The organism is Sporosarcina thermotolerans, assembly GCF_042658975.1.
In the GTDB taxonomy this organism is placed as follows: Bacteria; Bacillota; Bacilli; order Bacillales_A; family Planococcaceae; genus Sporosarcina; species Sporosarcina thermotolerans.
The window spans coordinates 207802-230107 of the sequence record NZ_JBHSRM010000002.1 but is presented as its reverse complement, the minus strand read 5'-3'; the positions used below and the strand labels follow the sequence as shown (position 1 = coordinate 230107).

The 22306-nt window shown below is 47.0% G+C and carries 22 protein-coding genes and 1 riboswitch; of the genes, 19 read left to right on the top strand and 3 right to left on the bottom strand.

What is annotated here, in order from left to right; translation table 11 throughout:
- Positions 1-113: 113 nt before the first annotated feature.
- Positions 114-749, bottom strand: a complete 636-nt coding sequence (locus tag ACFPZG_RS02095; protein ID WP_317940406.1) for an RsfA family transcriptional regulator — start codon at positions 747-749, stop codon at positions 114-116.
- A 198-nt stretch (positions 750-947) separates the two neighbouring features.
- Here ACFPZG_RS02095 and ACFPZG_RS02090 point away from each other — a divergent pair, with 198 nt between their 5' ends.
- On the top strand, positions 948-2246 hold the full coding sequence (locus ACFPZG_RS02090) for an HD domain-containing protein (protein ID WP_317940405.1): 1299 nt from the start codon (positions 948-950) through the stop codon (positions 2244-2246).
- A gap of 16 nt (positions 2247-2262) precedes the next feature.
- Positions 2263-2772, top strand: a complete 510-nt coding sequence (locus tag ACFPZG_RS02085; protein WP_283733101.1) for a YwgA family protein — start codon at positions 2263-2265, stop codon at positions 2770-2772.
- 125 nt (positions 2773-2897) lie between these two features.
- Here the strand turns inward: ACFPZG_RS02085 and ACFPZG_RS02080 are convergent, their stop codons facing one another.
- Positions 2898-3086 (bottom strand): 2-hydroxymuconate tautomerase, encoded by a 189-nt coding sequence (locus tag ACFPZG_RS02080; protein WP_283733100.1) that lies wholly within the window; start codon positions 3084-3086, stop codon positions 2898-2900.
- A gap of 68 nt (positions 3087-3154) precedes the next feature.
- Here ACFPZG_RS02080 and ACFPZG_RS02075 point away from each other — a divergent pair, with 68 nt between their 5' ends.
- Positions 3155-3685 carry a YwhD family protein gene (locus ACFPZG_RS02075; RefSeq protein WP_283733099.1) on the top strand — a complete coding sequence of 177 codons (531 nt, stop codon included), beginning with the start codon at positions 3155-3157 and terminating at the stop codon, positions 3683-3685.
- 463 nt (positions 3686-4148) lie between these two features.
- On the opposite strand, the gene ACFPZG_RS02070 is transcribed toward ACFPZG_RS02075, so the two are convergent.
- Positions 4149-6206 (bottom strand): transglycosylase domain-containing protein, encoded by a 2058-nt coding sequence (locus ACFPZG_RS02070; RefSeq protein ID WP_317940404.1) that lies wholly within the window; start codon positions 6204-6206, stop codon positions 4149-4151.
- 161 nt (positions 6207-6367) lie between these two features.
- Here ACFPZG_RS02070 and ACFPZG_RS02065 point away from each other — a divergent pair, with 161 nt between their 5' ends.
- The 16 genes from ACFPZG_RS02065 (at position 6368) to ACFPZG_RS01990 (ending at position 22083) form a co-directional block, all read left to right on the top strand.
- Positions 6368-6790 (top strand): DUF1934 domain-containing protein, encoded by a 423-nt coding sequence (locus tag ACFPZG_RS02065; RefSeq protein ID WP_317940403.1) that lies wholly within the window; start codon positions 6368-6370, stop codon positions 6788-6790.
- Positions 6790-8457: an arginine--tRNA ligase gene (gene argS, locus ACFPZG_RS02060; RefSeq protein WP_317940402.1), complete on the top strand. Its 1668-nt coding sequence runs from the start codon at positions 6790-6792 to the stop codon at positions 8455-8457. Before ACFPZG_RS02065 ends, argS begins: the two co-directional genes overlap by 1 nt.
- A 254-nt stretch (positions 8458-8711) precedes the next feature.
- A riboswitch (cobalamin riboswitch) is annotated at positions 8712-8903 on the top strand.
- 127 nt (positions 8904-9030) lie between these two features.
- Positions 9031-9993 carry an ABC transporter substrate-binding protein gene (locus ACFPZG_RS02055; protein WP_317940401.1) on the top strand — a complete coding sequence of 321 codons (963 nt, stop codon included), beginning with the start codon at positions 9031-9033 and terminating at the stop codon, positions 9991-9993.
- On the top strand, positions 9986-10978 hold the full coding sequence (locus ACFPZG_RS02050; RefSeq protein ID WP_283733095.1) for a FecCD family ABC transporter permease: 993 nt from the start codon (positions 9986-9988) through the stop codon (positions 10976-10978). The genes ACFPZG_RS02055 and ACFPZG_RS02050 overlap by 8 nt, the downstream gene beginning before the upstream one ends.
- A gap of 1 nt (position 10979) precedes the next feature.
- Complete coding sequence (locus ACFPZG_RS02045; RefSeq protein ID WP_283734714.1) at positions 10980-12452, top strand: adenosylcobinamide amidohydrolase; 1473 nt, start codon at positions 10980-10982, stop codon at positions 12450-12452.
- Complete coding sequence (gene cbiB, locus ACFPZG_RS02040; RefSeq protein WP_283733094.1) at positions 12452-13408, top strand: adenosylcobinamide-phosphate synthase CbiB; 957 nt, start codon at positions 12452-12454, stop codon at positions 13406-13408. The genes ACFPZG_RS02045 and cbiB overlap by 1 nt, the downstream gene beginning before the upstream one ends.
- A complete protein-coding gene (cobD, locus tag ACFPZG_RS02035; RefSeq protein WP_283733093.1) occupies positions 13395-14477 on the top strand; it encodes a threonine-phosphate decarboxylase CobD in 1083 nt (360 codons plus the stop codon). The genes cbiB and cobD overlap by 14 nt, the downstream gene beginning before the upstream one ends.
- Before the next feature lie 400 nt (positions 14478-14877).
- Complete coding sequence (locus ACFPZG_RS02030) at positions 14878-15480, top strand: bifunctional adenosylcobinamide kinase/adenosylcobinamide-phosphate guanylyltransferase (RefSeq protein WP_381426387.1); 603 nt, start codon at positions 14878-14880, stop codon at positions 15478-15480.
- Complete coding sequence (locus ACFPZG_RS02025) at positions 15477-16307, top strand: cobyric acid synthase (protein WP_317940400.1); 831 nt, start codon at positions 15477-15479, stop codon at positions 16305-16307. The genes ACFPZG_RS02030 and ACFPZG_RS02025 overlap by 4 nt, the downstream gene beginning before the upstream one ends.
- The gene (cobS, locus tag ACFPZG_RS02020) at positions 16304-17068 is read left to right on the top strand and encodes an adenosylcobinamide-GDP ribazoletransferase (protein WP_283733090.1); all 765 of its coding nucleotides are present in this window, start codon (positions 16304-16306) and stop codon (positions 17066-17068) included. The genes ACFPZG_RS02025 and cobS overlap by 4 nt, the downstream gene beginning before the upstream one ends.
- The gene (locus ACFPZG_RS02015) at positions 17041-17640 is read left to right on the top strand and encodes a histidine phosphatase family protein (protein WP_283733089.1); all 600 of its coding nucleotides are present in this window, start codon (positions 17041-17043) and stop codon (positions 17638-17640) included. Before cobS ends, ACFPZG_RS02015 begins: the two co-directional genes overlap by 28 nt.
- Positions 17583-17999 (top strand): bifunctional adenosylcobinamide kinase/adenosylcobinamide-phosphate guanylyltransferase, encoded by a 417-nt coding sequence (locus tag ACFPZG_RS02010; RefSeq protein ID WP_317940399.1) that lies wholly within the window; start codon positions 17583-17585, stop codon positions 17997-17999. Before ACFPZG_RS02015 ends, ACFPZG_RS02010 begins: the two co-directional genes overlap by 58 nt.
- Positions 17996-18577: a cob(I)yrinic acid a,c-diamide adenosyltransferase gene (locus tag ACFPZG_RS02005; RefSeq protein WP_283733087.1), complete on the top strand. Its 582-nt coding sequence runs from the start codon at positions 17996-17998 to the stop codon at positions 18575-18577. The genes ACFPZG_RS02010 and ACFPZG_RS02005 overlap by 4 nt, the downstream gene beginning before the upstream one ends.
- A gap of 2 nt (positions 18578-18579) precedes the next feature.
- A complete protein-coding gene (locus ACFPZG_RS02000; RefSeq protein ID WP_283733086.1) occupies positions 18580-19065 on the top strand; it encodes an ECF transporter S component in 486 nt (161 codons plus the stop codon).
- The gene (locus tag ACFPZG_RS01995; RefSeq protein ID WP_283733085.1) at positions 19062-19763 is read left to right on the top strand and encodes a hypothetical protein; all 702 of its coding nucleotides are present in this window, start codon (positions 19062-19064) and stop codon (positions 19761-19763) included. The genes ACFPZG_RS02000 and ACFPZG_RS01995 overlap by 4 nt, the downstream gene beginning before the upstream one ends.
- A gap of 169 nt (positions 19764-19932) precedes the next feature.
- Positions 19933-22083, top strand: a complete 2151-nt coding sequence (locus tag ACFPZG_RS01990; protein WP_317940398.1) for a (Fe-S)-binding protein — start codon at positions 19933-19935, stop codon at positions 22081-22083.
- Positions 22084-22306: the final 223 nt, after the last annotated feature.

Below are 22306 nucleotides of genomic sequence, written 5' to 3'. Positions count from 1 at the left end.
ACGCGCGCAATCACTCATAAACGCGTAGAATCACTCATAAATCGCACAAGACACGCATAAACTCACGCAATTACGCATAAACGCCCCCTCCCCAAAAATAAAAAACCGCCGGATCAATGATTGATCGGCGGTTCTTTTGATACGAGGTTGCCGTTACGCTCCATCGTGAAGACCGGGGCGGTACGCTCAGTGTCATCATCCAATGTAACTAATCTACGGGCGCGGTTCATGATCTGCACGAACTGTTCGTAGTCGCTTCTCAAGGTTTTATTCTCCAATTGAAGCTTTTCAATCTCTTTTTGAAGAGTCTCGACTTTCTCATTTGCGATTTTTGCAGTCTGTTTCCATCTGAGTGATTCAGAGTCGCCTCCGCCGCTATGATGTAAACGAATTAAATAAGCAATAACGGTGTCAAGGGATAATGCGGATAGTGGGACAGGCGTCCGCTCTTCCTGATCTTCCCCTTGCAAAGGGCTATATAGCTGTTGGCTGCGTCGCTTGAAATCAGCACCTAACACACGCATTGCCTGTTTCCGTTCCTTTTTCGCCTCAGATAGTTCTTTCTCGTAATCGCGGCGAACGACTGCATTCCATCTGAATCCGCAAGCGGCAGCTGTCCTATTAAGGGCATCGCCCACTTCTTCGAATGCGCCTAACTGTGTACTGCCTTCCCTGACATGCCGCAACACCGTCTCGGCTAATAAAATATCATTTTCCTCGAGCCAAGCATCCTGTCTAACTTTCACCATCTCCTTGCCTCCTGCCATGTTAATAGTCTCTTTCTTACGGTCAGTGTGGACAGTGTTGAATCCTTTTATTCATTCAAACTAAAACACTTTCCAAAAAATATAAAGTTCTTTTCAAAGAAAACCGTCCTTTTCTCATCTTCCACCTTCTCGACTTTTTGATATACTTAAGAAAAGGCATCGACGGAGGTGGATGAATAAGTGGACTATAAAAATGAAAAGCTTTTCGAAGAGAAAGTATTCAAGGATCCGGTCCACCGGTATATCCATGTGCGCGACAAAGTGATTTGGGACGTCATCGGCACGCGCGAATTTCAGCGGCTTCGCAGGATTCGGCAGTTAGGGACGACCTACATTGTCTTCCACGGAGCGGAGCACAGCCGTTTTCAACACTCATTAGGCGTCTATGAAATTGTTAGGCGGATCATTGATGACGGTTTTAGCGGGCAAAAGGAATGGAATGCTGAAGAACGATTACTGACACTTTGCGCAGCCTTGTTGCATGACCTCGGACATGGCCCGTTTTCCCATGCGTTTGAAAAGGTATTCGCGCTTGACCATGAAAAGTTCACGCAAGACATCCTGACAGGGGACACGGAAGTGAATAAAGTGCTTCGCCGCGTTTCGCCGGACTTTCCTCAACAAATTGCAGATGTCATCGGCAAGACTTATCCGGACAAGCTTGTCGTCAGCCTCATTTCAAGCCAAATCGACGCAGACAGAATGGATTACTTGCAACGGGACGCCTATTACACTGGCGTATCCTACGGTCATTTCGACATGGAGCGAATTCTTCGCGTCATGCGTCCAGACGAGGAACAGGTAGTTATCAAGTTTAGTGGAATGCACGCGGTGGAAGACTATATAATGAGCCGCTACCAAATGTATTGGCAAGTCTACTTCCACCCGGTTTCGCGAAGCGCAGAGGTCATTTTGATGAAAATCCTGCATCGTGCAAGATATCTACATAAAAGCGGCTACAAGTTCACTTACGAGCCTGTCCAATTCAAATCATTTTTCGACCGGACATTCGGGCTCGAGGAGTACATATCGTTGGATGAAGGCGTACTGATGACCTATTTCCAATGGTGGCGCAATGAAAAAGATGAAATCTTGGCGGACCTATGCGATCGCTTCCTGAATCGCCGACTATTTCAATACGCTGAATTCGATCCTGCGACGGAATACCGGAAAATTGGCGAACTTGAAAAGCTATTCAAAGAAGCTGACATAAATCCAGAATATTATCTTGTCACAGATTCATCTTCGGACCTGCCATACGATTTTTATCGTCCAGGTGAAGAAAATGAACGCGTGCCAATTTACTTACAGATGCCAAGCGGGGAGCTGCGTGAGCTATCCCGTTCATCGGAGATTGTTGATGCGATATCAGGTAAACGAAGGACTGACCATAAAATTTATTTTCCAGAGGATCTGTTGGCTGCGAAAAGGGATGAAAACCCTTTGTACGATAAAATTTTACGGATGTTAAGAGGGTAGGAAGGAGTGGAGTGGCTTGTTGCAAGAACATGCCAAGATTGTGCAATTTATTGCCATGGCAAATGAAGTGAACGGACGGAAAAAGCTGCAAAAGATGATCTATATCGCTAAAAAGATGGATTTCCCTTTTGCTGAAAAATATGAGTTGCATATGTACGGACCTTATTCGGAGGAATTAACGCTCCGAGTCGAGGAGCTATGCGAAATGGGCTTCCTCGCGGAAAGCTGTGAAGATAAAGGTTCCTACGTCCAATATAGCTATAATGTAACGGAGGAAGGGGAACGATTCGTCGAAATGGCGGAATCTCCTCACGCCAGTTTAGACGATCTCCTCAGCAGACTGAACGGAAAAAGTTCAAGATTCCTTGAACTGGTTTCCACTTTGCTTTATTTCGATTACCTACCAAAGGACGAGCAAATCGCTAAAGTGCATATCGTGAAAAATAAACTAAATTTCAGCGAAGACGAAATGAACGACGCCTTCGCATTCATCGCAGAACTCCCAACGTGTTCGACAGTCGCATAATAGTACCGAATCCCCTTATGAAAGGGGATTTTTTTATTGGAATAAAGTGATGGAGACCCCGCGCTCAAGAACCCTAAAACCCAATAAAAAACGATGTGAGGATTTATATTCTCACATCGCTTCGATCAGTTGGCGTCGCTCGCGCGTTTGCCTCCAGTTGCAAAATGGTTTTTGGACATTTCTTCGATAATGACAGAAACGTTTTGAATCGGAGCACCCGTCGTTTCAGCGACGACCGCAGACACTTTTTCACAGAGATTGCGTTTCTGCTCATCCGTGCGGCCTTCAAGCATTTTTACAGTTACGATTGGCATACTATTTCCCCCTTTCGACTATCTTTAGGTATAGTGTATATAATAGCAGAATGGGAGGGGTAATAGAAATGACGAATGAGCAGAAACCAAAACAGAAATTAGGATTTACCATCATAAAAGATGATCCAACCGATGGGCATAAAGGGTTCGGAATCGGATCATTGTCACTCGAAAACGTCTCGCCGGTAATCGTCGACATCAATGAAGAGGAGGCGCGCATCGAATTCGGTGCGATGCATGCCCGCAGCGACACGGAACGCGGTGTAAAATTCACGACGAACCGAGAAGATTCCGAAGGCGGGAAACCATACTGGCTCGTCTGGGTCACTATCGACTTCAAGGAAGAAGGCCCCTACTATGCCGGCGTTACTGCATGCGAAATGGTTGTAAACAAAGAGAAGCGCAGAGGATATAAAATTCTTGCCGATCATGTCAATAGAATGGATAAGTCAATGAAGCGGCATATAATGGTCGATTTTATGGATGATAAATCGAAAAAGATTCTCTCCAATTTCCTTTCGACGCATAATAAAGAGATGTGGGACCGAAGCGAACCGAAATTACACATCGATTTAGCCGTAGATTCACCCGAATTATGAACAAACTGTGAAACTTGCCATATACAGCAACTTCTGAGGTTGAATGTCAGTTCAAAAGGAAGTACACTGAAACTACAGCTTGCACTTGTAAGCTAGGACAACCGGAACATGTATATTCTGTCAAATGCTGGTTCATTACCAACCCAAGCAATGCTCCATCACAAGACAGACTGCATGCGACGGTAAAAAAGCTTTGCCTCTCCGATGAATTTCGGAAGGCAAAGCTTTTTTGATTTTTGAATGAATTGCCGGTTCTCGTTAATACATCAAGAGTTCTCGTTCATGGCCCAGGAGTTCTCGTTAATAGTCAAGGAGTTCTCGTTAACGTATCGTGAGTTCTCGTTCTCGGTCTTGGAGTTCTCATTAACGCCGAGTAACTTCTCTTTCTCGACCGAAGACTTCTCATTTATCCACAAAAAGTTCTCATTCCCTGCCCGAAACTTCTCAATCACTAAAAAAATGTCTATTCAAAAAACGAAAATGGAAACAGTTCAAAAGTTCCTGACTCACTGTCCTGGCCGTTATTCTGTTCGCGCAAGTTCTTGTCGGTGCAAAGTTTTTGTGGCATGTCTTTTTCCTTCAAGTACATAAGTCGCTGTTTCGGACATTCGTTGACCGCGATTCCACCGGTTTCGATATCGACCTTTATACTGCTGATGCCTTTCGGTGGGATGAAAGGCTCGGGTGCTTTGCCAGCATGCACCGTTTCCATGAAGTCGATCCAAATTTTCTTTGATGCGGCTTTATCCTGAAGGTCCGTCAGTTGTTGCCCGACGTCATATCCTGTCCAAATTCCGGCAGTGAGTGACGGCGTGTATCCGATAAGGTATTGGTCAGAAATGGTAGTTCCTGATTTAGCGGCATATGGCCTGCTTTGCTTGGAACGCATTGAAAGACCGGTAGCAACGGAATAATCATTGAAAACGGGGTCGAACATTCCTGTCAGTAAATGGGTGAGCACAAATGCATCCTGTTCGGTAATGGCCCGCTTCGTATTTTTCTTCGGCTGCTCGTATACCGTCTTTCCTGTCGAGTCCGTAATGGACAATATGGTTGTAGGTTCGACTTGCAATCCGCCTGAAGCAATCCTGTTATAGGCGTTTGTCATTTCCAACAATGAAACCTCGGATGTCCCCAACGCAACTGCCGGTGACTCCTGGAATTTAACGTTAATCCCTAAGCGCTCCGCCATTTTATTGAATTTCTTATATCCGATATCCTCAAGCGTTTTTACAGCATAAATATTATCTGAAATGGCAACTGCCTGGGCCAGGGAAATTGGATGGCCAGCGAATTTCCCATTAACGTTTTTCGGTTCATAGGTGGAGCGTCCTTCATCATAGGTGAAAACTGTCCGTTCCGTAGACTTGAACGTCAATGGGTTGTAACCTTCCTCAAGCGCCGCCGCATATAATATCGGCTTCATTGCAGAACCAGGCTGCCGTTTCGCTTGTGTCACCCTATTGAAAGGACTTTCCGAATAATTCACGCCTCCGACGAGCGATGTGATGGCCCCGGTTTCAGTCTCAATTGACATAAACCCGACTTGTAGCTCACTATCAGGCATATATTTCGCGATGTACTCCTCGGCCGTCTTCTGATGATGTTGGTCAAGGGTTGTCCGGATTGTCCAACCACCCTCAGCGGGGTAGCGTCCTTTTTTGCTCAAAATCTCCTCCGCTTCCTTCCAAACTTCAGCAAGGAAATAAGGGGCGATCTGCTTCATGTCGGCCCAGTCATCCGTTCTTAACGTGATTGCAATATCCGCCGCACGGTCCCTTTGCTGTTCAGTGATAAATCCCTGATTCTTCATAAGCGAAAGGATCAGCAATTGCCTCTCCCGGGATTGCTCCGGATAATCACGTGGTGAGTAAACCGATGGACCTTTCGCAATCGCCGTAATGACCGCCGATTCCTCAAGTGTCAAATCCTTCGCAGACTTCGCGAAATAATACCGACTTGCAGCCTCAACACCATACATTCCGTGACCGAAATAGACCGTATTCAAATAGCCTTCCAAAATGACATCTTTCTCATAGAAAGTTTCAAGCCGGTACGCATACAATGCCTCTTTAATCTTCCGGGTCCATGATTTTTCATGTGTTAAAAATAAATTACGGGCATACTGCTGGGTAATGGAGCTCGCGCCTTCCGCTTTACGCATCGATTTAATATCTTTCAAAACAGCTCCGGCAATTCGTTTATAATCAAATCCGTTATGATTGAAGAAATTCCTATCTTCTGTCGCAATTACGGCGTCGATCAAAAACGGGGAAATCTCATCAAGATCAACCCAATATCGACGTTCTGCGGAAAATTTATCACCAATTTGCCGCCCGTTCTTATCAAGAAACACACTCGCTTTTGGGACGCTTAAAGAAGGAGCGCCTGTAATTTGAGCGTATAGACGAAGGCATAAAAACATAGTGAAAAACGCAGTTACCGCTGTAATCGCCAGCATGGAAAAACGTCGTAAAAATACTCGTCTCTTTTTCTTCTTTATATACTCTACTCTTTTCATGCAATCCCTTCTCCCACCGTTCTTTGCAGTCAGTATGCAACAGGAAGAAGAAGATTAAACTGAAAAAACGGGAGAAAATGATATTATCATCATCTATTGGAATACTAGGGTGGAAAACGATATAATGAATAGATATTTTGAACCTTAAGGGCGGTGCACGTGTGAAATCAAACATAGAAGGACGTAATGTGAATGTTCATCTTCAGTCCACAATCCGGCACGATGGCCAAACTGCGGATAAACATGAACTGATAGCTTCAGGGATTTTGATTGAAAAAGCAGGTAAAACGTATTTGCAATTTGAAGAGAATACGAACGGTCAACAGGTGAGGACGACTGTCAAATTGGATGAACCGGATGCATTGATCATGAGAACAGGTGCAGTTCAAATGCGTCTGCCTTTCACTGTCGGAGAAATTCGACCAGGTACATATGGCGCAGGTCCAGCGACGTTTGACTTATTAGTAAATACGACGAAACTCGAAGTAATGGAAAACAGGTTTACGGCACATTACGAATTACATGTGGAAGACGCACTTCTTGGCATACATGAAATGACGATTCACTACACGGAGGGAAAATAATGAACGCAGTTGAAAAGATTCAACATGAAATCAAAGAAGCATTTCGCGAGGCGGTAGTCGCTTCTGGACTTACAGAAAGCACTGAAATTCCCGATATCCTCCTCGAAACACCGAAAAACAAGGAGAACGGCGATTATGCAACAAACATCGCGATGCAATTGACGAAAATCGCGAAAAAGCCACCACGCGCGATAGCTGAAGCAATACTTGAGAAAATAGATACATCCAAAACAGCTATTCAATCTGTCGAGATCGCAGGTCCAGGTTTCATCAACATTAAGCTGAAAAGCGATACGTTAGGCGAGGTCATTACCGCGGTTCTTTCCCAAGGGGAAAACTACGGTCGTTCCACTTACGGCAAAAACGAAAAAGTACAAATCGAATTTGTTTCAGCGAATCCAACAGGTGACTTACATCTTGGACATGCTCGCGGAGCGTCGATCGGCGATTCATTAAGCAACATCCTCGATTTTGCAGGCTTCGATGTAGCAAGAGAATACTACATCAATGACGCGGGCAATCAAGTGAATAATTTGGCCCTTTCAGTCGAGGCCCGATACTTCCAAGCATTGGGTCTTGAAAAAGAAATGCCAGAAGACGGCTACCATGGACAAGACATCATAGGGATCGGCAAGCAATTAGCTGAGGAATTCGGAGATAAATACGTAAATACGTCAGAAAAGGAACGTCAGGAGTTTTTCAGAGAGTACGGACTTAATTTCGAATTGGCGAAATTGAAGCAGGATCTTGAGAATTTCCGTGTACGATTCGATAACTGGTTCTCTGAAACATCCCTCTACACGGATGGGAAAATCGGCATCGCGCTTGATAAATTACGCGCGAACGGGCATGTTTACGAAGAAGACGGTGCGACATGGTTCCGCTCAACAACATTCGGGGACGATAAAGACCGTGTACTTATCAAAAATGACGGCACATATACGTACTTGACGCCGGATATCGCGTATCACGAAGACAAGCTTCGCCGCGGTTTCGATAAGCTCATCAACATCTGGGGTGCTGACCACCACGGTTATATCCCGCGTATGAAGGCAGCGATTGAAGCGTTGGGCTACAACCGCGACACACTTGAAGTGGAAGTTGCACAAATGGTGCAGCTTTACAAAGACGGCGAAAAGTTCAAAATGAGCAAGCGGACGGGGAAAGCTGTCACGTTGCGCGAACTTGTTGAAGACGTAGGTCTTGACGCAGTCCGTTATTTCTTCGCAATGCGTTCGGGCGATTCACAGATGGACTTCGACCTCGACCTTGCCATTTCGCAGTCGAATGAAAACCCTGTATACTACGCGCAATACGCGCACGCTCGGATTTCATCAATTTTGCGACAAGCGGATGAATCAGATCTTTCCGCTTCAACGGATTATTTGAATTTATTGCAATCCGAAAAAGAATCGTCGCTATTAAAGAAAATCGGCGACTTCCCGCGGGTAGTAAGCGATGCAGCAAGAATGCGCGCTCCGCACCGGATCACAATCTATATCCAAGAGCTTGCCGCGGAATTCCACAGCTTCTACAACGCGGAAAAAGTGCTTGACCCTGAAAACCGCGACTTGTCCAAAGCACGCCTATCTCTAATAACTGCAACACGCACAACAATCGCAAACGCATTGAAACTAATCGGCGTATCCGCTCCGGAAAGAATGTAATCGAATCGATTTGCCCCTCCAAACAGTGGAGGGGCTTTTTAGTGTCTGCATAAAAGTAATTATCCTGCCCAAAAACGCATAAAATTCCGCAATCCCGCATAAATCCTCCCAAAAACTTATAAATGCCTAAAATCACGCATAAATCCTCACAATCACGCATAAATCACAATACTCACGCATAAATCCCCGCAATCCCTCATAACGCCCCTCGACAACAAAAAAATCTATAGTATAATTAATCTCGTACCAAAAATTACATAACCAAACATGAAGGTGCCCCGCCGTCAACGCCGGGGTTAAAAGGGAAGTCGGTTCAATGCCGGCGCGGTCCCGCCACTGTATGTGCTAGTCTTGCCGCAAGAACGCCACTGGAAAAACTTCCGGGAAGGCGCAGGCAATGCGTTTGATGCACGAGCCAGGAGACCTGCCTTCATGAGTCACCCGTACCCTACGAGGATAGGTTTGGTGGAAATCGGCACAGTTATTCTTTTCGCACGCCGTATTTTTACTAAGCACATTCCTCCGTTCACAAAACGGGGGATTTTTATTTGGAACAAACAGGAGGAAAAGAGAATGAAAAAGTTTTGGCAACTATGGCTGACAGCAATCCTTGCGACGTTCCTGCTCGCGGCATGCGGCACGGATAATGCGAAGAAAGACGACGCATCAAAAACAACACAAAGTGATGTTGCAAAAGAAGCATTCCCGCTTACGTTAACTGACGCAATCGGCAATGAAATCACGCTTGATAAAGCACCTGAAACTATCGTTTCCATGGTGCCAAGCAATACGGAAATTCTATTTGCGCTCGGCCTCAACGAAGAAATCGTTGGCGTCAGTGATTTTGATGATTACCCAGCAGAAGCTCTTGAAAAAGAAAAAATTGGAGGACAGGAGTTCAATGTCGAGAAAATCGTGGCAATGAACCCTGACGTTGTTTTTGCACATGAATCCGGCCTTGGCATGGGCGCTGACGGGCTACAACAAATCCGCGATGCAGGCATTACAGTGTTTGTAGTTAAGAACGCAACGAATTTCGATGAAACATATACGACAATCGAGACAATCGGACAAGCAACAGGTAAGAATAAAGAAGCTGAAACAATCGTATCTGACATGAAAGCGAAAGTGGCTGAGACAATCGCGAAAACTGACAAAGTCAAAGCGAAGTACATGAAGCGTGTCTTCATCGAAACATCCGATGCGCCTATCTACGCACCAGGCAAAAACACATTCATGCAAGAAATCCTTGAGATGATTAGTGCTGAAAACGTAATTACTGAAGAAGGCTGGGTCATGATCAGCCCTGAAGAAATCGTCAGTCAAAACCCTGACGTCATCCTTGTTATGTACAGCTACGTTCCGGATATCGTTGAAAGCGTGAAAAACCGCGCAGGCTTCGCGGATATCACTGCCGTCAAGGAAGACGCTGTCATTCAAGTCGATGAAAACTTGACAAGCCGTACGGGTCCACGCCTTGCTGAAGGACTGGAAGAAGTAGCGAAGGCGGTTTACCCAGAGGTTTTCGGTGAATAAAGCAATAATTGCCTACATCGTGTCCGCCGCCACACTTATCGTGGCGGTATGGCTCGGTGTATCAATTGGAACCGTTAAAATTCCGGTTCAAACATTTTGGGACTCATCGGATACAACAGCTTCAAATATACTATGGAAAATCCGCATGCCCCGCGTCATCCTCGCTGGGTTAGTCGGTGCATCGCTCGCAATTTCAGGAGCCGCCTTCCAAGGATTGCTGAAAAATCCGCTCGCAGATCCATACACCCTCGGAGTGTCGTCCGGCGCCTCTGTTGGTGCTGTTGTGACACTCTTTTTTGGTTTATCGATTCCAATTTTGGGCACATATACACTTCCAGTATTCAGTATGGCAGGCGCAGCCGTGACAATGTTCCTCGTCATTAGCTTTGCAAAACTCGTAGACCGCTCGATGAAAATGGAAACAATCATTCTAACCGGAATCATCTTCGGTTCATTTTTAGGCTCGGTCCTGTCGCTCATGATCGCTCTCACAGGCGAAGAACTACGGCAAATTATCAGTTGGCTCCTTGGAAGCGTTTCGATGCGAGGGTGGAATTACATTTTAATGGTGCTGCCGTTCGTCGTCATCGGCTCCTTCATCCTTTGGCTCAACCGCAGGGAATTGAATGCAATGCTATTCGGGGAAGAACGCGCCCATCATTTAGGTGTCAACGTCAAACGCCGTAAAATCATGATCCTTTTAGGAGGCTCCATATTAACAGGCTCAGCAGTCGCCGTTTCAGGGACTATCGGCTTCGTCGGATTAGTCGTGCCACATATGACACGTCTCATGTGGGGGTCGGATCACCGACATTTGCTCACTTTATCATTCATGAACGGCGCATCCTTGCTCATCATCTGCGACCTGATCGCGAGAACAATCATCTCGCCAACAGAATTGCCGGTTGGCGTCATTACAGCATTCATCGGTGCACCGGTGTTCGCGTACATCTTTTACAGACAGAGAAGGAAAGGGGCCATGTAATATGCTGAAGGTAGACAACCTATCAGGAGGCTACGGCAAAGAACCGATCGTCAAAAACATCTCATTCTCTGTGAAGAAAGGGGAAGTATTAGGCATCCTTGGTCCGAATGGCAGCGGGAAATCGACGCTCCTGAAAATCATTTCAGGCATCTTGCCGAAACTTGAAGGAACTGTCCAGATTGACAGGCAGGATGCCGCAGTTTATTCCCAAAAACAATTTGCAAGAAAGGTCGCGGTCCTTCCGCAACTTCATGCACATGCCTTTTCACATACAGTAAAAGACACCGTCGCACTTGGAAGATACCCGCACCAATCCGGGCTTTTCTCGTCCTGGTCCAGTGAAGATGAAAGCGCAGTGACCAAGGCAATGGATTATACAGGCGTTACCCGCTACAAAGACACACCGATTGAGCTTCTTTCAGGGGGCGAACAACAGCGCGTTTTCGTCGCACAAGCACTCGCGCAAGAAGCACCGATCCTCCTGTTGGACGAACCGACGAACCATCTCGATATTGCCCATCAGCAGCAACTATTGGATACAATCCGGAAACAAGCAATCGAAAAAGGCGTCACAGTCATTTCCGTCTTCCACGACATCAACCTTGCTTCACTTTATTGCGACCGGTTGCTCCTTATGGATAAAGGACGGATTGCGACCATCGGTGAACCGAAGGATGTCATCATGGAGTCGACAATCGGTACTGTATATAACGCTCGCGTAAAAACACAGGCGCACCCTGAACTACCGAAGCCGCAGATGACACTCCTTCCTGAGCAAAAAGGGGAAGTAAAACCGTTTACTGTCAATAAACAGCATTTCACCGTCACGGCCGATCATGTTTCATTAAAAGTGGAACAACCATTGAAAACGATCTCATCTGCAGTCACGAACCCAGGGCTCGGCTGGTACCGTGCATTCGTCAACCGCCACGTCGATGCCAACTACAACTGTGAAGACGTCAAAGCGGAAATGGCGGATTATCTCGAAAAACGTGGCTACCATCTCACTGACACCGTCGGCATGATGACCGCCGTCACTACCGAACACGCAGAAATCGGCGAATATAAGGGCGAATTCGGCACCGTCCTCATCATGGTGACAGCGGGGGTAGGAAACGCCGTCGATGTTTCGCAAGCCCTCAGTCGCGACCGAGAACCGCACATCGGCACCATCAACACATGGGTCATCGTCAACGGCCATCTGCCCGAAGAAGCGTTCATCCAAGCGATGATCACAGCAACCGAGGCAAAAGCGAAGGCACTTCAAACCGAAGATGTCAAAGACCCGCTCACCGGTTCAATTGCAACGGGAACGTCAACCGACAGCCTGCTCATCGCAGCAACGCAAGAAGGACAACATCTGCCCTACGCAGGACCGATCACCCCCCTTGGCAAACTGATCGGCCATGGCGTCTACGACTGTACCATTCGCGCTATTAAAGCCTATAAAAAAGCGAAAGGATGGACCTCTTAATGCAAGCCCATTTTATTGCAATCGCGTTAGGGTTCGTCCTCGACCGCTTAATCGGGGATCCCTCGAACTGGCCGCATCCTGTGCGATGGATCGGCACATTCATCTCGAAACTCACCGCGGTCCTGAACAAAGGACGCGCCCGCGTACTTAAAGGCGCCGGTATGTTGTTCATAACTCTTTTCCTCGTAACAGCAATCGCGATTGCCATAACCGGTATCGCCTACCAATTACATATCGTATTCGGGATCATCACCGAAGCGATTCTTATCGTCATCGGACTTGCCCAAAAAAGTCTACGGGATGCCGCACTCGAAGTGTACGAACCACTAAAGGCAGGAGACATGGATGCAGCAAGGACAAAACTGAGCTATATTGTCGGCCGTGACACAGAAAGATTAAAAGAACCCGGCATTGCACGGGGCGCAATCGAAACCGTATCTGAAAATACTTCCGACGGCGTGACAGCACCATTATTTTGGGCTTTCCTTTTCGGCGCTCCAGGATTATGGATGTATAAAGCCGTCAACACACTCGATTCAATGATTGGCTATAAAGACGAGCGCTACCGTGATTTCGGCAAATTTTCTGCCCTCGCAGATGACGTCTTGAATTTCATCCCCGCAAGGATCACAGGATTGCTCATCTTGCTGACGTCGCGTAATGAAAGTGGCCTCCCACTTAGGAAACGACTAAGCGGCTGGAGCAAAGACGCCAGGCGACATCCAAGCCCGAACAGCGGGTTTTTGGAAGCCGCAACCGCATGGCAGCTTGGCATTAAATTAGGCGGGAAAAGTACATATCGAGGGACTGTATCCGAACGACCGGAAATCGGGCCGGGACAAAAGCCGTTGAATGGAGAGCATATAAAATCTGCAATCGAGCAAATGCACGCAGCCTCATTTGCATTTTGGATAATCTTTACCATCATTGGAGTGATCTTCTATGCAATTGCCTGAACACGGGGCGAACCCCCGCCATGTCTATGAAAAGTTTGGAATGGAAGCCCCTGCCGAAATAAACGATTTCAGCGAAAACTGCAATCCCGCAGGGCCTCCTCGCGCAGTTTTTGAACTCTGGCCAAAACTCATTTCTCGATTAAACGCATATCCCGACCCATCAGGCGAACCGTTTCTGTCTGGTGCAGCGAATTATCATGGCATTCCCGTTTCATCTGTTATCGCAGGAAACGGTGCAGCCGAGCTATTTTCGCTCATCGCGGAACGCTATCGAGGGAAGCAAGCAATTGTCGTCCATCCGACATTTTCGGAATATGAAGCGACGTTGCAAGCAAAAGGAGTAGAAATCACCCGGATTGTTGCTTCGGAAGAGGACGGCTTCAAGTTACCAGTCGAAACGATTTTGAATTCACTCTCATCCGCATCTGTCGTTTATTTGTGCACACCAAATAATCCGACAGGCATCCTACCGGAGCGAGCTGACTTACTATCAATCATACATAAAGCAGGCGAGATCGGCTGTGAAGTCGTACTTGACGAGGCATTCATTGACTTCATCGACGAAAGCAAATCATTCATCGCCCAGGTGAAGGATTTTCCACACGTCATCATCGTCCGCTCAATGACGAAAATGTACGCGATACCAGGTATCCGACTCGGTTACGCCGTCGCGCATCCAGACGTGATTGCCAAATTGAAATCACAACTGCCACATTGGAATGTCAACGGGATGGCGGCCGCAATCGGCGCGGTTTGCCTCGACCAGGAAGCCTATCGCATCGCTGCAATCGGTCACGCGAATGAAGAACGCAAGAAAATGACAGAATTCCTAAAACATCATGGATGCACCGTCACCGATTCAGAAACCAATTTCCTCTCATTTAAGCCGCCGAACGCAAGAAAGCTATACACAGACATGCTCAAGCAAGGCATCGTCCTCCGCCACTCAGAAAACTTCCGCGGCATGGACGGCCACTATCTACGCATCGGCATGAAAAGCAGTGAGGAAATGGAAAAGTTGCGAGGCAAGCTCACAGAGTGGTTTGAAAACGAGCGTTTCTTGGAATAAACGAGCGGTTTTGCAAAAGAATGAGCGGTTCCAGGAATAAACGAGCGGTTTTGCAAAAGAATGAGCGCTTCCTGGAATAAACGAGCGGTTTTTCGAAAGAACGAGCGCTTCCTGAAATAAACGAGCGTCTGCGCAAATCCGCCTGCGTGAAAGTGTCCCTCCATCGTAGAAATGAGAACTTTCAGTAGAAGAATGAGAACTCTATGTAAGTTAATGAGAACTCTTCAGTAATAAACGAGAACTCTCGCGCTGAGAACGAGAACTTCCTGGTCAAGAACGAGAACTCATGCACAGAGAACGAGAACTCGCCTCTCCATTTCCACGGGGGCTTGCAAACTAACAAGCAAACACACCTCGTGCCAAGTGTACTTAACAATCAAAAGAACTGATTTCTAACAGAATGGTGGTCCAAATTATGAGCGGAAAACTGACATTCATCAGCGGAGGCGTGCGAAGCGGGAAGAGCGCTTATGCGGAAAAACTGCTCATCAAAGGCGCAATCACCGCGGAAAGCAGGCTTGTCTATATCGCATCAGGTCGCGCGGTTGATGAGGAAATGAAAAAACGAATTGAAAAACATCAATTGGACCGTGCAGAACAAGCGTGGACGACAATCGAGCAGCCCGCTAACCTGTACGAGGCATTGCCTTTCATTCAACAAAACGATTTCGTCCTTTGGGATTGCCTCACGACTTGGCTCGCGAATGAATTGTACACGAAACAAGACGGTCAGTTTTGTATCCAACTCGATGGATGCATGGAAAATAAGGCAAAACAAATGCTCGAAACAGTGGATGAAATCCGTAAAAAATCAGCACATCTCGTCATCGTTTCAAACGAGGTCCTCGACGAATTTCCATCCCCTTACAAAGAAACGAAGAAATACAGCGAATGGATCGGCAGACTGCACCAAAAACTCGTCGCCTTAAGTGACGACGCCATCGAAATGGATTACGGTCTACCGCAATACTGGAAACGCGAAGGGCAGGTGGCAGTACGATGAAAGGAATCATGGTGATGGGAACGGCTTCGGACGTCGGAAAAACGATGATCTGCACCGCTTTATGCAGGTTGCTTTCAGACGAAGGGATGCGGGTCGCCCCATTCAAATCACAGAACATGTCGCGATTTTCCACAAAAGCAATAAACGGCGAAGAAATGAGCCGGGCGCAATACTTGCAGGCTGAAGCGGCGCGCACAACGCCAATCATCGAGATGAACCCGATCCTGATAAAGCCGGTTGGAGGGATGAAATCTGACGTCCGATTCTTCGGCGAAGCATTCAACGCAATCGATGGATTCGCCTATCGGGAACAATTTTTCACTAAAGCAATCGACGCAATTCGCACATCACTCGACAGGCTTAACGAAAAATTCGACGTTCTCGTCATCGAGGGAGCGGGAAGTCCTGCAGAAGTGAATTTGAACGACCGTGAAATCGTCAATATGAGAGTCGCAGATATGGCGGATGTACCGGTTTTACTCGTTGCAGATATCGACCGTGGCGGCGCAATCGCTTCAATTGTCGGCACGCTTCAGTTGATGGAACCGGAGCATCGGGCACGGGTCAAAGGGATCGTTATTAATAAATTCCATGGTGACGTCGCGCTGTTCGAGGAGGGTATCGATTTTATTGAAACATACACGGGCATTCGCGTCGTCGGGGTCATTCCACATATGATGAATCACGGGATTGAAGAGGAAGACACCGATCGACCCCAACAGAAGGCGCCTGCTGGAGTCGACATTTACGACGAGTGGGCGAAGCATGTGAAGGCGCATATCGATTGGCCGTATCTTCTTTCGGTCATCAAGGTGTCAGGCCAATGAACGGGCTTTTACTATCACTTCAGTTTTTCACATCAATTCCGGTGCGCAAAGAGCTGCCGATGGAGAGAAAAGACGTGACCCGAATGTACATCGCGTTGCCAATCATCGGTGGACTAATCGGAATCTCGATGTACTTAATTGCCTATCTCTTTACCAATGTAATCGGCACTGGACCCTTGCTTGCAGCGGTATTTGTCGTTCTGACTGGCGTCGCACTGACGGGTGGCCTGCACTTGGATGGATTCGCGGATACGGGAGATGCTTTTTTTTCGTATCGCGATCCTATTAAGCGGCTTGAAATACTGGTCGACCCACGTATCGGCGCGTTCGGGACAATGTCACTCGTATTGCTGATACTCGTGAAAATCGCATTGTTCCATGAGTTTTTGTTAGGTCATACGGAATGGCTGCCATTATTCCTTGCTGTTCCAATCCTATCGCGGGTAGGGATGAATATTTACTTTACAACGACACGCCCCGCAAAGGAGAAGGGAATTGCGCATTTTTTCATGGGGAAACTTTCAAAAGGGAAGTTGATTGGCTGGTCAATCTTAATTGGAGCAACAGCTTTAACTGGGCTTGGTTTGGCGCTTCACTCTGTCATTGCTCCGGTCGCACTAGTTCTCGTTCTTGGAGCTGGCCTGTTTTTATTCAGAAGATGGTCTTTAAAGAATTTCGGTGGCGTTTCGGGTGACCTTTGCGGGGCATTCATCGAAGGGATGGAGGCGTTGTTATGGCTAACAATCATCATTTGTATCTGATTCGCCATTTACAGACCGCTGGGAATCGGGAACGCAAATATATCGGTTGGACGGATGAGCCTATTGAAAAGGTTTCAGATGTGTTTTGGAATTTAGCAATCCCCGAAATCGTGCATGGAAGTGATCTGCTACGAGCTCAGGAGACTGCGGCATTGTTGTTTCCAAATGCGGTCTACCATTCGGATGCGAGATTTCGTGAATGCAATTTTGGCAATTTTGAAGGGAAAACATACGCCGACCTTGAAATGGATAAGGACTACCGCAATTGGTTGGATGATATGGAGAGGCGTGCACCGCGTGGCGGAGAAAGTATGTCGGACGTAGAGCGGCGCGTACTTGAAGCGCTTACGGAAATGCCAAACGGTGCCGTCATTGTCACACATGGTGGTCCAATCCGCATCGCGATGACCAGGTTTTCGAAAGAAGTATCCGATTTCTGGTCATGGGAAGTCCCTCACGGATCGGCATGGAAATTCGAGTGGGAAACATACGATAAGTTGAAGGAGAGCGGACGATGCATGTCATTATCGGAGGTGCCCATAACGGGAAAAGGGACTATGTCAAAAAGTTAATGGTCGGCAAGGAATATTACTGGCTGGACTTTTCCGTTGAAGATTCCCCATTTGACGCAATCCCGAATGAACCGACACGGCATACTGTCGTTATAGAACATATCGAAAGTTGGTTAACGACTACCAACTTGTCGGAAGAGACTTCAATTCAGAAAATAGTAGAGGCAGTAGAAGGAAGAGACGTCATTTTCATTTTAACGGATATCGGACGAGGAATCGTGCCGATGGACGCTCTACAGCGGGCGCTTCGGGATGCATGCGGGCGGCTTTATCAGCAGTTAATTGCGCAAGCGGATGAAGTGACAAGGATCTGGTACGGCTTACCACAAACATTGAAGAAAAGGGGAGAAATCGGATGAAAATTTACACGAAAACTGGAGATAAAGGGAAGACAAGTCTGATCGGGGGGCGCGTCGATAAGGATAGCCTTCGCGTTGAGGCATATGGAACGATCGACGAATTAAATTCAATCATCGGCAAGGCGATGACGGAGCTTGAGGGCGATAAATTCGCGGATTTACTTGAGGACTTGGAAGCAATTCAGAATGAATTATTCGATGGTGGCGGGGATTTGGCAAACGTCATGAAAGAGCGTCACTATAAGTTATCCGATGAGCCGATTGAAGTATTGGAAAAGCGAATTGATGTGTTAATGGAAGAAGCGCCGCCGCTTGAGAAATTCATCCTTCCGGGCGGATCACCTGCAGCTGCGACACTACATATCGCAAGAACAGTGACACGTAGGGCAGAGCGGGTAACGGTGACATTGATGAAGGCGGAGGAAGATGTACCAGGCACAGTACAACGGTATTTGAACCGCTTGTCCGATTATTTATTCGTAGCGGCCAGAATCGTCAATGCGCGCCTTGGCGTTCCTGACAATGAATATGTACGCAGTGCGAAAGTGTTCCGCACAGGTAAAAAGAAAGAGGACTGAAAATGAATGTAAGAACGCTTGTCTTAACAGCTTTATTCGCAGCACTCTGCGCAGTCGGCGGGTTCATAAAAATCCCGTCCGGCGTAGGATCCTTGGCGTTAGACACGGTGCCAGCGCTTCTCTCAGCATCCTTTTTGCCACCGGTTTTCGTCGGATTTGCATCAATGACAGGTCACATCGCATCGGCAATGTACGCGGGGTTCCCGCTTGGCCCATTCCACATTCTGATAGCGATCGAAATGTTAGTCATCCTTTATGTTTTTGCACGTCTTCATAAAGCGGGAAGACATTCGTGGAAGTGGATTTTCTTCATCATCGCAAACGGACTGCTTGCGCCGTTGCCGTTTTACTTCCTTGTATCGCCAGCATTCTTTATCCGTGCAGTTCCTGCAATTTTACTCGCTACAGTCCTGAACGCAATCGTGGCAGCAGTTGTTATGCCTGCACTATCGAAAACCGTGAGCGGCAGATTCGGTCTAATTCGATGAGGAATGCAATCGAACTTGGCGATGGACTTATCATAACGACCGACAATTCAGGTGGCATCGGGGAGAAACCGAATGATCTTGTCGCGGTTCCTGATAAAGTAACCGCCCATTTCGCCGCGCGGGTCGCATTGCTTGAGCAGTGGGCCGCACACGCCGACCCGATTGCCGTTCTCATTCATAATTTCAGCGGTGACGAAAGTTGGGAGGCGTATGTAGCGGGCGTAGAGGAAGTCTTCCGGGAATCAAATTTGGATACTCCAAAAATTTCAGGCAGCACTGAAACGAATATGCAGCTCATGCAATCGGCCGTTGCTGTTACGATGATTGGAAGGAAGCGGGAAGCTGCTTGCGAAACCGATTGCGCTTGGTATGTGTACGGCACACCGCTTGTCGGTGGGGCAGTTATGGATAGATCGGGCGAAATCGCCTCCCTCCGATTAATCAAGGAAGCGATGGACCAAGGAATTATCCATCGAATTTGGCCAGTAGGATCCCGCGGGATTTTGGAGGAGTTTCAGAAGTTGACAGGCAACCTTAAAATTGAAATTCAAGTGAATGTTGATGTAAATAAATCAGCGGGTCCCGCCACAAGTGTGTTGGTCAGCGTACCGGCGGCTAAAATTGAAAAAGCAAAACAGCATTTTCAGGAGAAACTATATGAAATCGTCCCGCAAAGTGGCGGCTCCAATGTCAGGTAAATGACGTGGAGTCGCTTTTTCAAACTCAACTAAAGTATCGGAAAATAAAAAATATCCATTGACTGAATGCTCATTCATATCTTAGACTATTAAATATAACGTCGACAATGTATCCGTTTTCTACTACACTATTCATAAAGTTTATAGTTATCGGAAGGGGAGGAAATGAATGAATGCATTATTAGTCGCTAACTGGATCTTATTCCTTGCAGTTGTTGCCTATGCGCTTGCATTATTCACACATTTAATAACGTCACGTACGCAATTCATTAAACTCGGACGAAAAGAAGAGTTTGATAATAATGTGTCTCGTAGACTTCAAGCAATCTGGGTGAACGTGTTTGGTCAGAAAAGATTATTGAAGGATAAGAAAAGCGGGATCATCCACGTCATGTTCTTCTATGGCTTCTTATTAGTCCAGTTTGGTGCAATCGACCTTATTTGGAAGGGCTTGAAACCGGGCTCGCATTTACCGTTCGGACCGATTTATGGCGGATTTACATTCTTCCAGGAAATCGTTGTTGCCGTCATTTTGGTGGCCGTCGTTTGGGCATTCCACCGTCGTTACGTTGAGAAACTCGTCCGCTTGAAGCGCGGCTGGAAATCTGGACTTGTCCTGATTTTCATTGGAACACTTATGGTTTCGACGCTCGTTTCAAACGGCATGAACATGATATGGCAAGGCCATGAAACGACTTGGACAGAGCCAATGGCATCTGCAATTGCAACCGCTTTCAGCTTCATGAGCCCGACTGCAGCAGCAGTTGTGTTCTTTATCGCATGGTGGATTCACTTGCTCACATTGCTTACTTTCCTCGTCTACGTGCCGCAATCGAAGCATGCGCACTTGATCGCAGGACCAATCAATACGTATATGATGCGTTTTGACCGCAGAGGGAAGCTTTCGCCGATCGACTTCGAAGCACTTGAAGAAGCAGAAGACGAAGACGATATGCCGGCACTTGGGGTTGGCAAAATCACCGATTTCACACAAAAACAGATGATCGACTTTTACGCTTGCGTAGAATGTGGCCGCTGTACGAATATGTGTCCAGCTACAGGGACGGGCAAAATGCTGTCCCCGATGGATTTGATCACAAAACTTCGCGATAACTTGACGAACACTGGGGCGCTCGTCACGAAGAAACAACCTTGGGTGCCGGCTCCAATGTTCAAGCATACGAAGGGCAACCAAATCGCACTTGCAGCAGGTCTCGAAGGTGCGACGCTTGATGATATTTACAACCCATCCCTCATCGGCGACGTCATCACGGAAGAGGAAATCTGGGCTTGCACGACTTGCCGTAACTGTGAGGACCAATGTCCGGTTATGAACGAGCACGTCGACAAAATTATCGACCTTCGCCGTTATCTTGTTATGACGGAAGGGAAGATGGACGCAGATGCTCAACGTGCGATGACGAACATCGAACGTCAAGGAAATCCATGGGGTCTTAACCGTAAAGAGAAAGAGAACTGGCGCGACATGCGTCCGGAGCTTCACATTCCGACAGTGAAAGAAATGAAGAAAGCGGACGAAGAGTTCGAATACCTCTTCTGGGTCGGATCGATGGGGGCATTCGACAACCGTTCACAAAAAATCGCACTCGCTTTTGCGCATTTGATGAACGAAGCGGGCGTCAAATTCGCAATCCTCGGGAATAAAGAGAAAAACTCCGGTGACACGCCACGTCGTCTCGGGAATGAATTCCTATTCCAAGAACTTGCGACAGGTAACATCGATGAATTTGAAAAAGCAGGCGTCAAGAAAATTGTCACTATCGACCCGCATGCATACAATATTTTTAAGAATGAATATCCGGATTTCGGCTTCAAAGCGGAAGTCCTTCATCACACTGAAATGCTATATGACCTCGTCATGGCAGGGAAGTTGAAGCCAGTGCATCCGATCAATGAAACAATCACGTTCCATGATTCCTGCTACCTCGGCCGATACAACGACGTTTACGATGCACCGCGGGAAATCCTTAAAGCGATTCCAGGCGTCAACCTTGTCGAGATGAAACGTAATCGCCAAGACGGCATGTGCTGTGGAGCGGGCGGCGGACTCATGTGGATGGAAGAAGATACAGGCCACCGCATCAACGTTGCACGTACAGAACAAGCGATGGAAGTCAGCCCAGGAATCATTTCATCAGGCTGTCCATACTGCTTGACGATGCTGTCCGACGGTACGAAAGCGATCGAAGTGGAAGACAAAGTCGGAACGTATGACATTGCCGAGCTTCTTGAAAAGTCTATTTTCGGAGAAAATCTTCAAGCAGCTGGTGAAGAGGCGGAAGAACAGATTTTGCAATAAACTCAACATTGATTAAACCTATTAAACTATGTCCGATAAATGCAGGATATTGCAACAATTAAAAATGAACGGTATAATTAAGAAAATTGTAAGCTTAGTGAATATCAAGTTAGCGGAAAATGATAGGGAGTCTTTGCACTCCCTATTTTTTCGAATTAATAACCGAGCGAGCGTTCAGTCATCACTGCTTGCAAAGAAATGAAAACGTTATCATTTGAAATGG

Coding starts and splice junctions, on each gene's coding strand:
- ACFPZG_RS02095 (WP_317940406.1), bottom strand. CDS start 749: ATGGTGAAAGTTAGACAGGATGCTTGGCTCGAGGAAAATGATATTTTA.
- ACFPZG_RS02080 (WP_283733100.1), bottom strand. CDS start 3,086: ATGCCAATCGTAACTGTAAAAATGCTTGAAGGCCGCACGGATGAGCAG.
- ACFPZG_RS02075 (WP_283733099.1), top strand. CDS start 3,155: ATGACGAATGAGCAGAAACCAAAACAGAAATTAGGATTTACCATCATA.
- ACFPZG_RS02070 (WP_317940404.1), bottom strand. CDS start 6,206: ATGAAAAGAGTAGAGTATATAAAGAAGAAAAAGAGACGAGTATTTTTA.
- argS (WP_317940402.1), top strand. CDS start 6,790: ATGAACGCAGTTGAAAAGATTCAACATGAAATCAAAGAAGCATTTCGC.
- ACFPZG_RS02055 (WP_317940401.1), top strand. CDS start 9,031: ATGAAAAAGTTTTGGCAACTATGGCTGACAGCAATCCTTGCGACGTTC.
- ACFPZG_RS02045 (WP_283734714.1), top strand. CDS start 10,980: ATGCTGAAGGTAGACAACCTATCAGGAGGCTACGGCAAAGAACCGATC.
- cbiB (WP_283733094.1), top strand. CDS start 12,452: ATGCAAGCCCATTTTATTGCAATCGCGTTAGGGTTCGTCCTCGACCGC.
- cobD (WP_283733093.1), top strand. CDS start 13,395: ATGCAATTGCCTGAACACGGGGCGAACCCCCGCCATGTCTATGAAAAG.
- ACFPZG_RS02030 (WP_381426387.1), top strand. CDS start 14,878: ATGGTGGTCCAAATTATGAGCGGAAAACTGACATTCATCAGCGGAGGC.
- ACFPZG_RS02025 (WP_317940400.1), top strand. CDS start 15,477: ATGAAAGGAATCATGGTGATGGGAACGGCTTCGGACGTCGGAAAAACG.
- cobS (WP_283733090.1), top strand. CDS start 16,304: ATGAACGGGCTTTTACTATCACTTCAGTTTTTCACATCAATTCCGGTG.
- ACFPZG_RS02015 (WP_283733089.1), top strand. CDS start 17,041: ATGGCTAACAATCATCATTTGTATCTGATTCGCCATTTACAGACCGCT.
- ACFPZG_RS02010 (WP_317940399.1), top strand. CDS start 17,583: ATGCATGTCATTATCGGAGGTGCCCATAACGGGAAAAGGGACTATGTC.
- ACFPZG_RS02005 (WP_283733087.1), top strand. CDS start 17,996: ATGAAAATTTACACGAAAACTGGAGATAAAGGGAAGACAAGTCTGATC.
- ACFPZG_RS02000 (WP_283733086.1), top strand. CDS start 18,580: ATGAATGTAAGAACGCTTGTCTTAACAGCTTTATTCGCAGCACTCTGC.
- ACFPZG_RS01995 (WP_283733085.1), top strand. CDS start 19,062: ATGAGGAATGCAATCGAACTTGGCGATGGACTTATCATAACGACCGAC.
- ACFPZG_RS01990 (WP_317940398.1), top strand. CDS start 19,933: ATGAATGCATTATTAGTCGCTAACTGGATCTTATTCCTTGCAGTTGTT.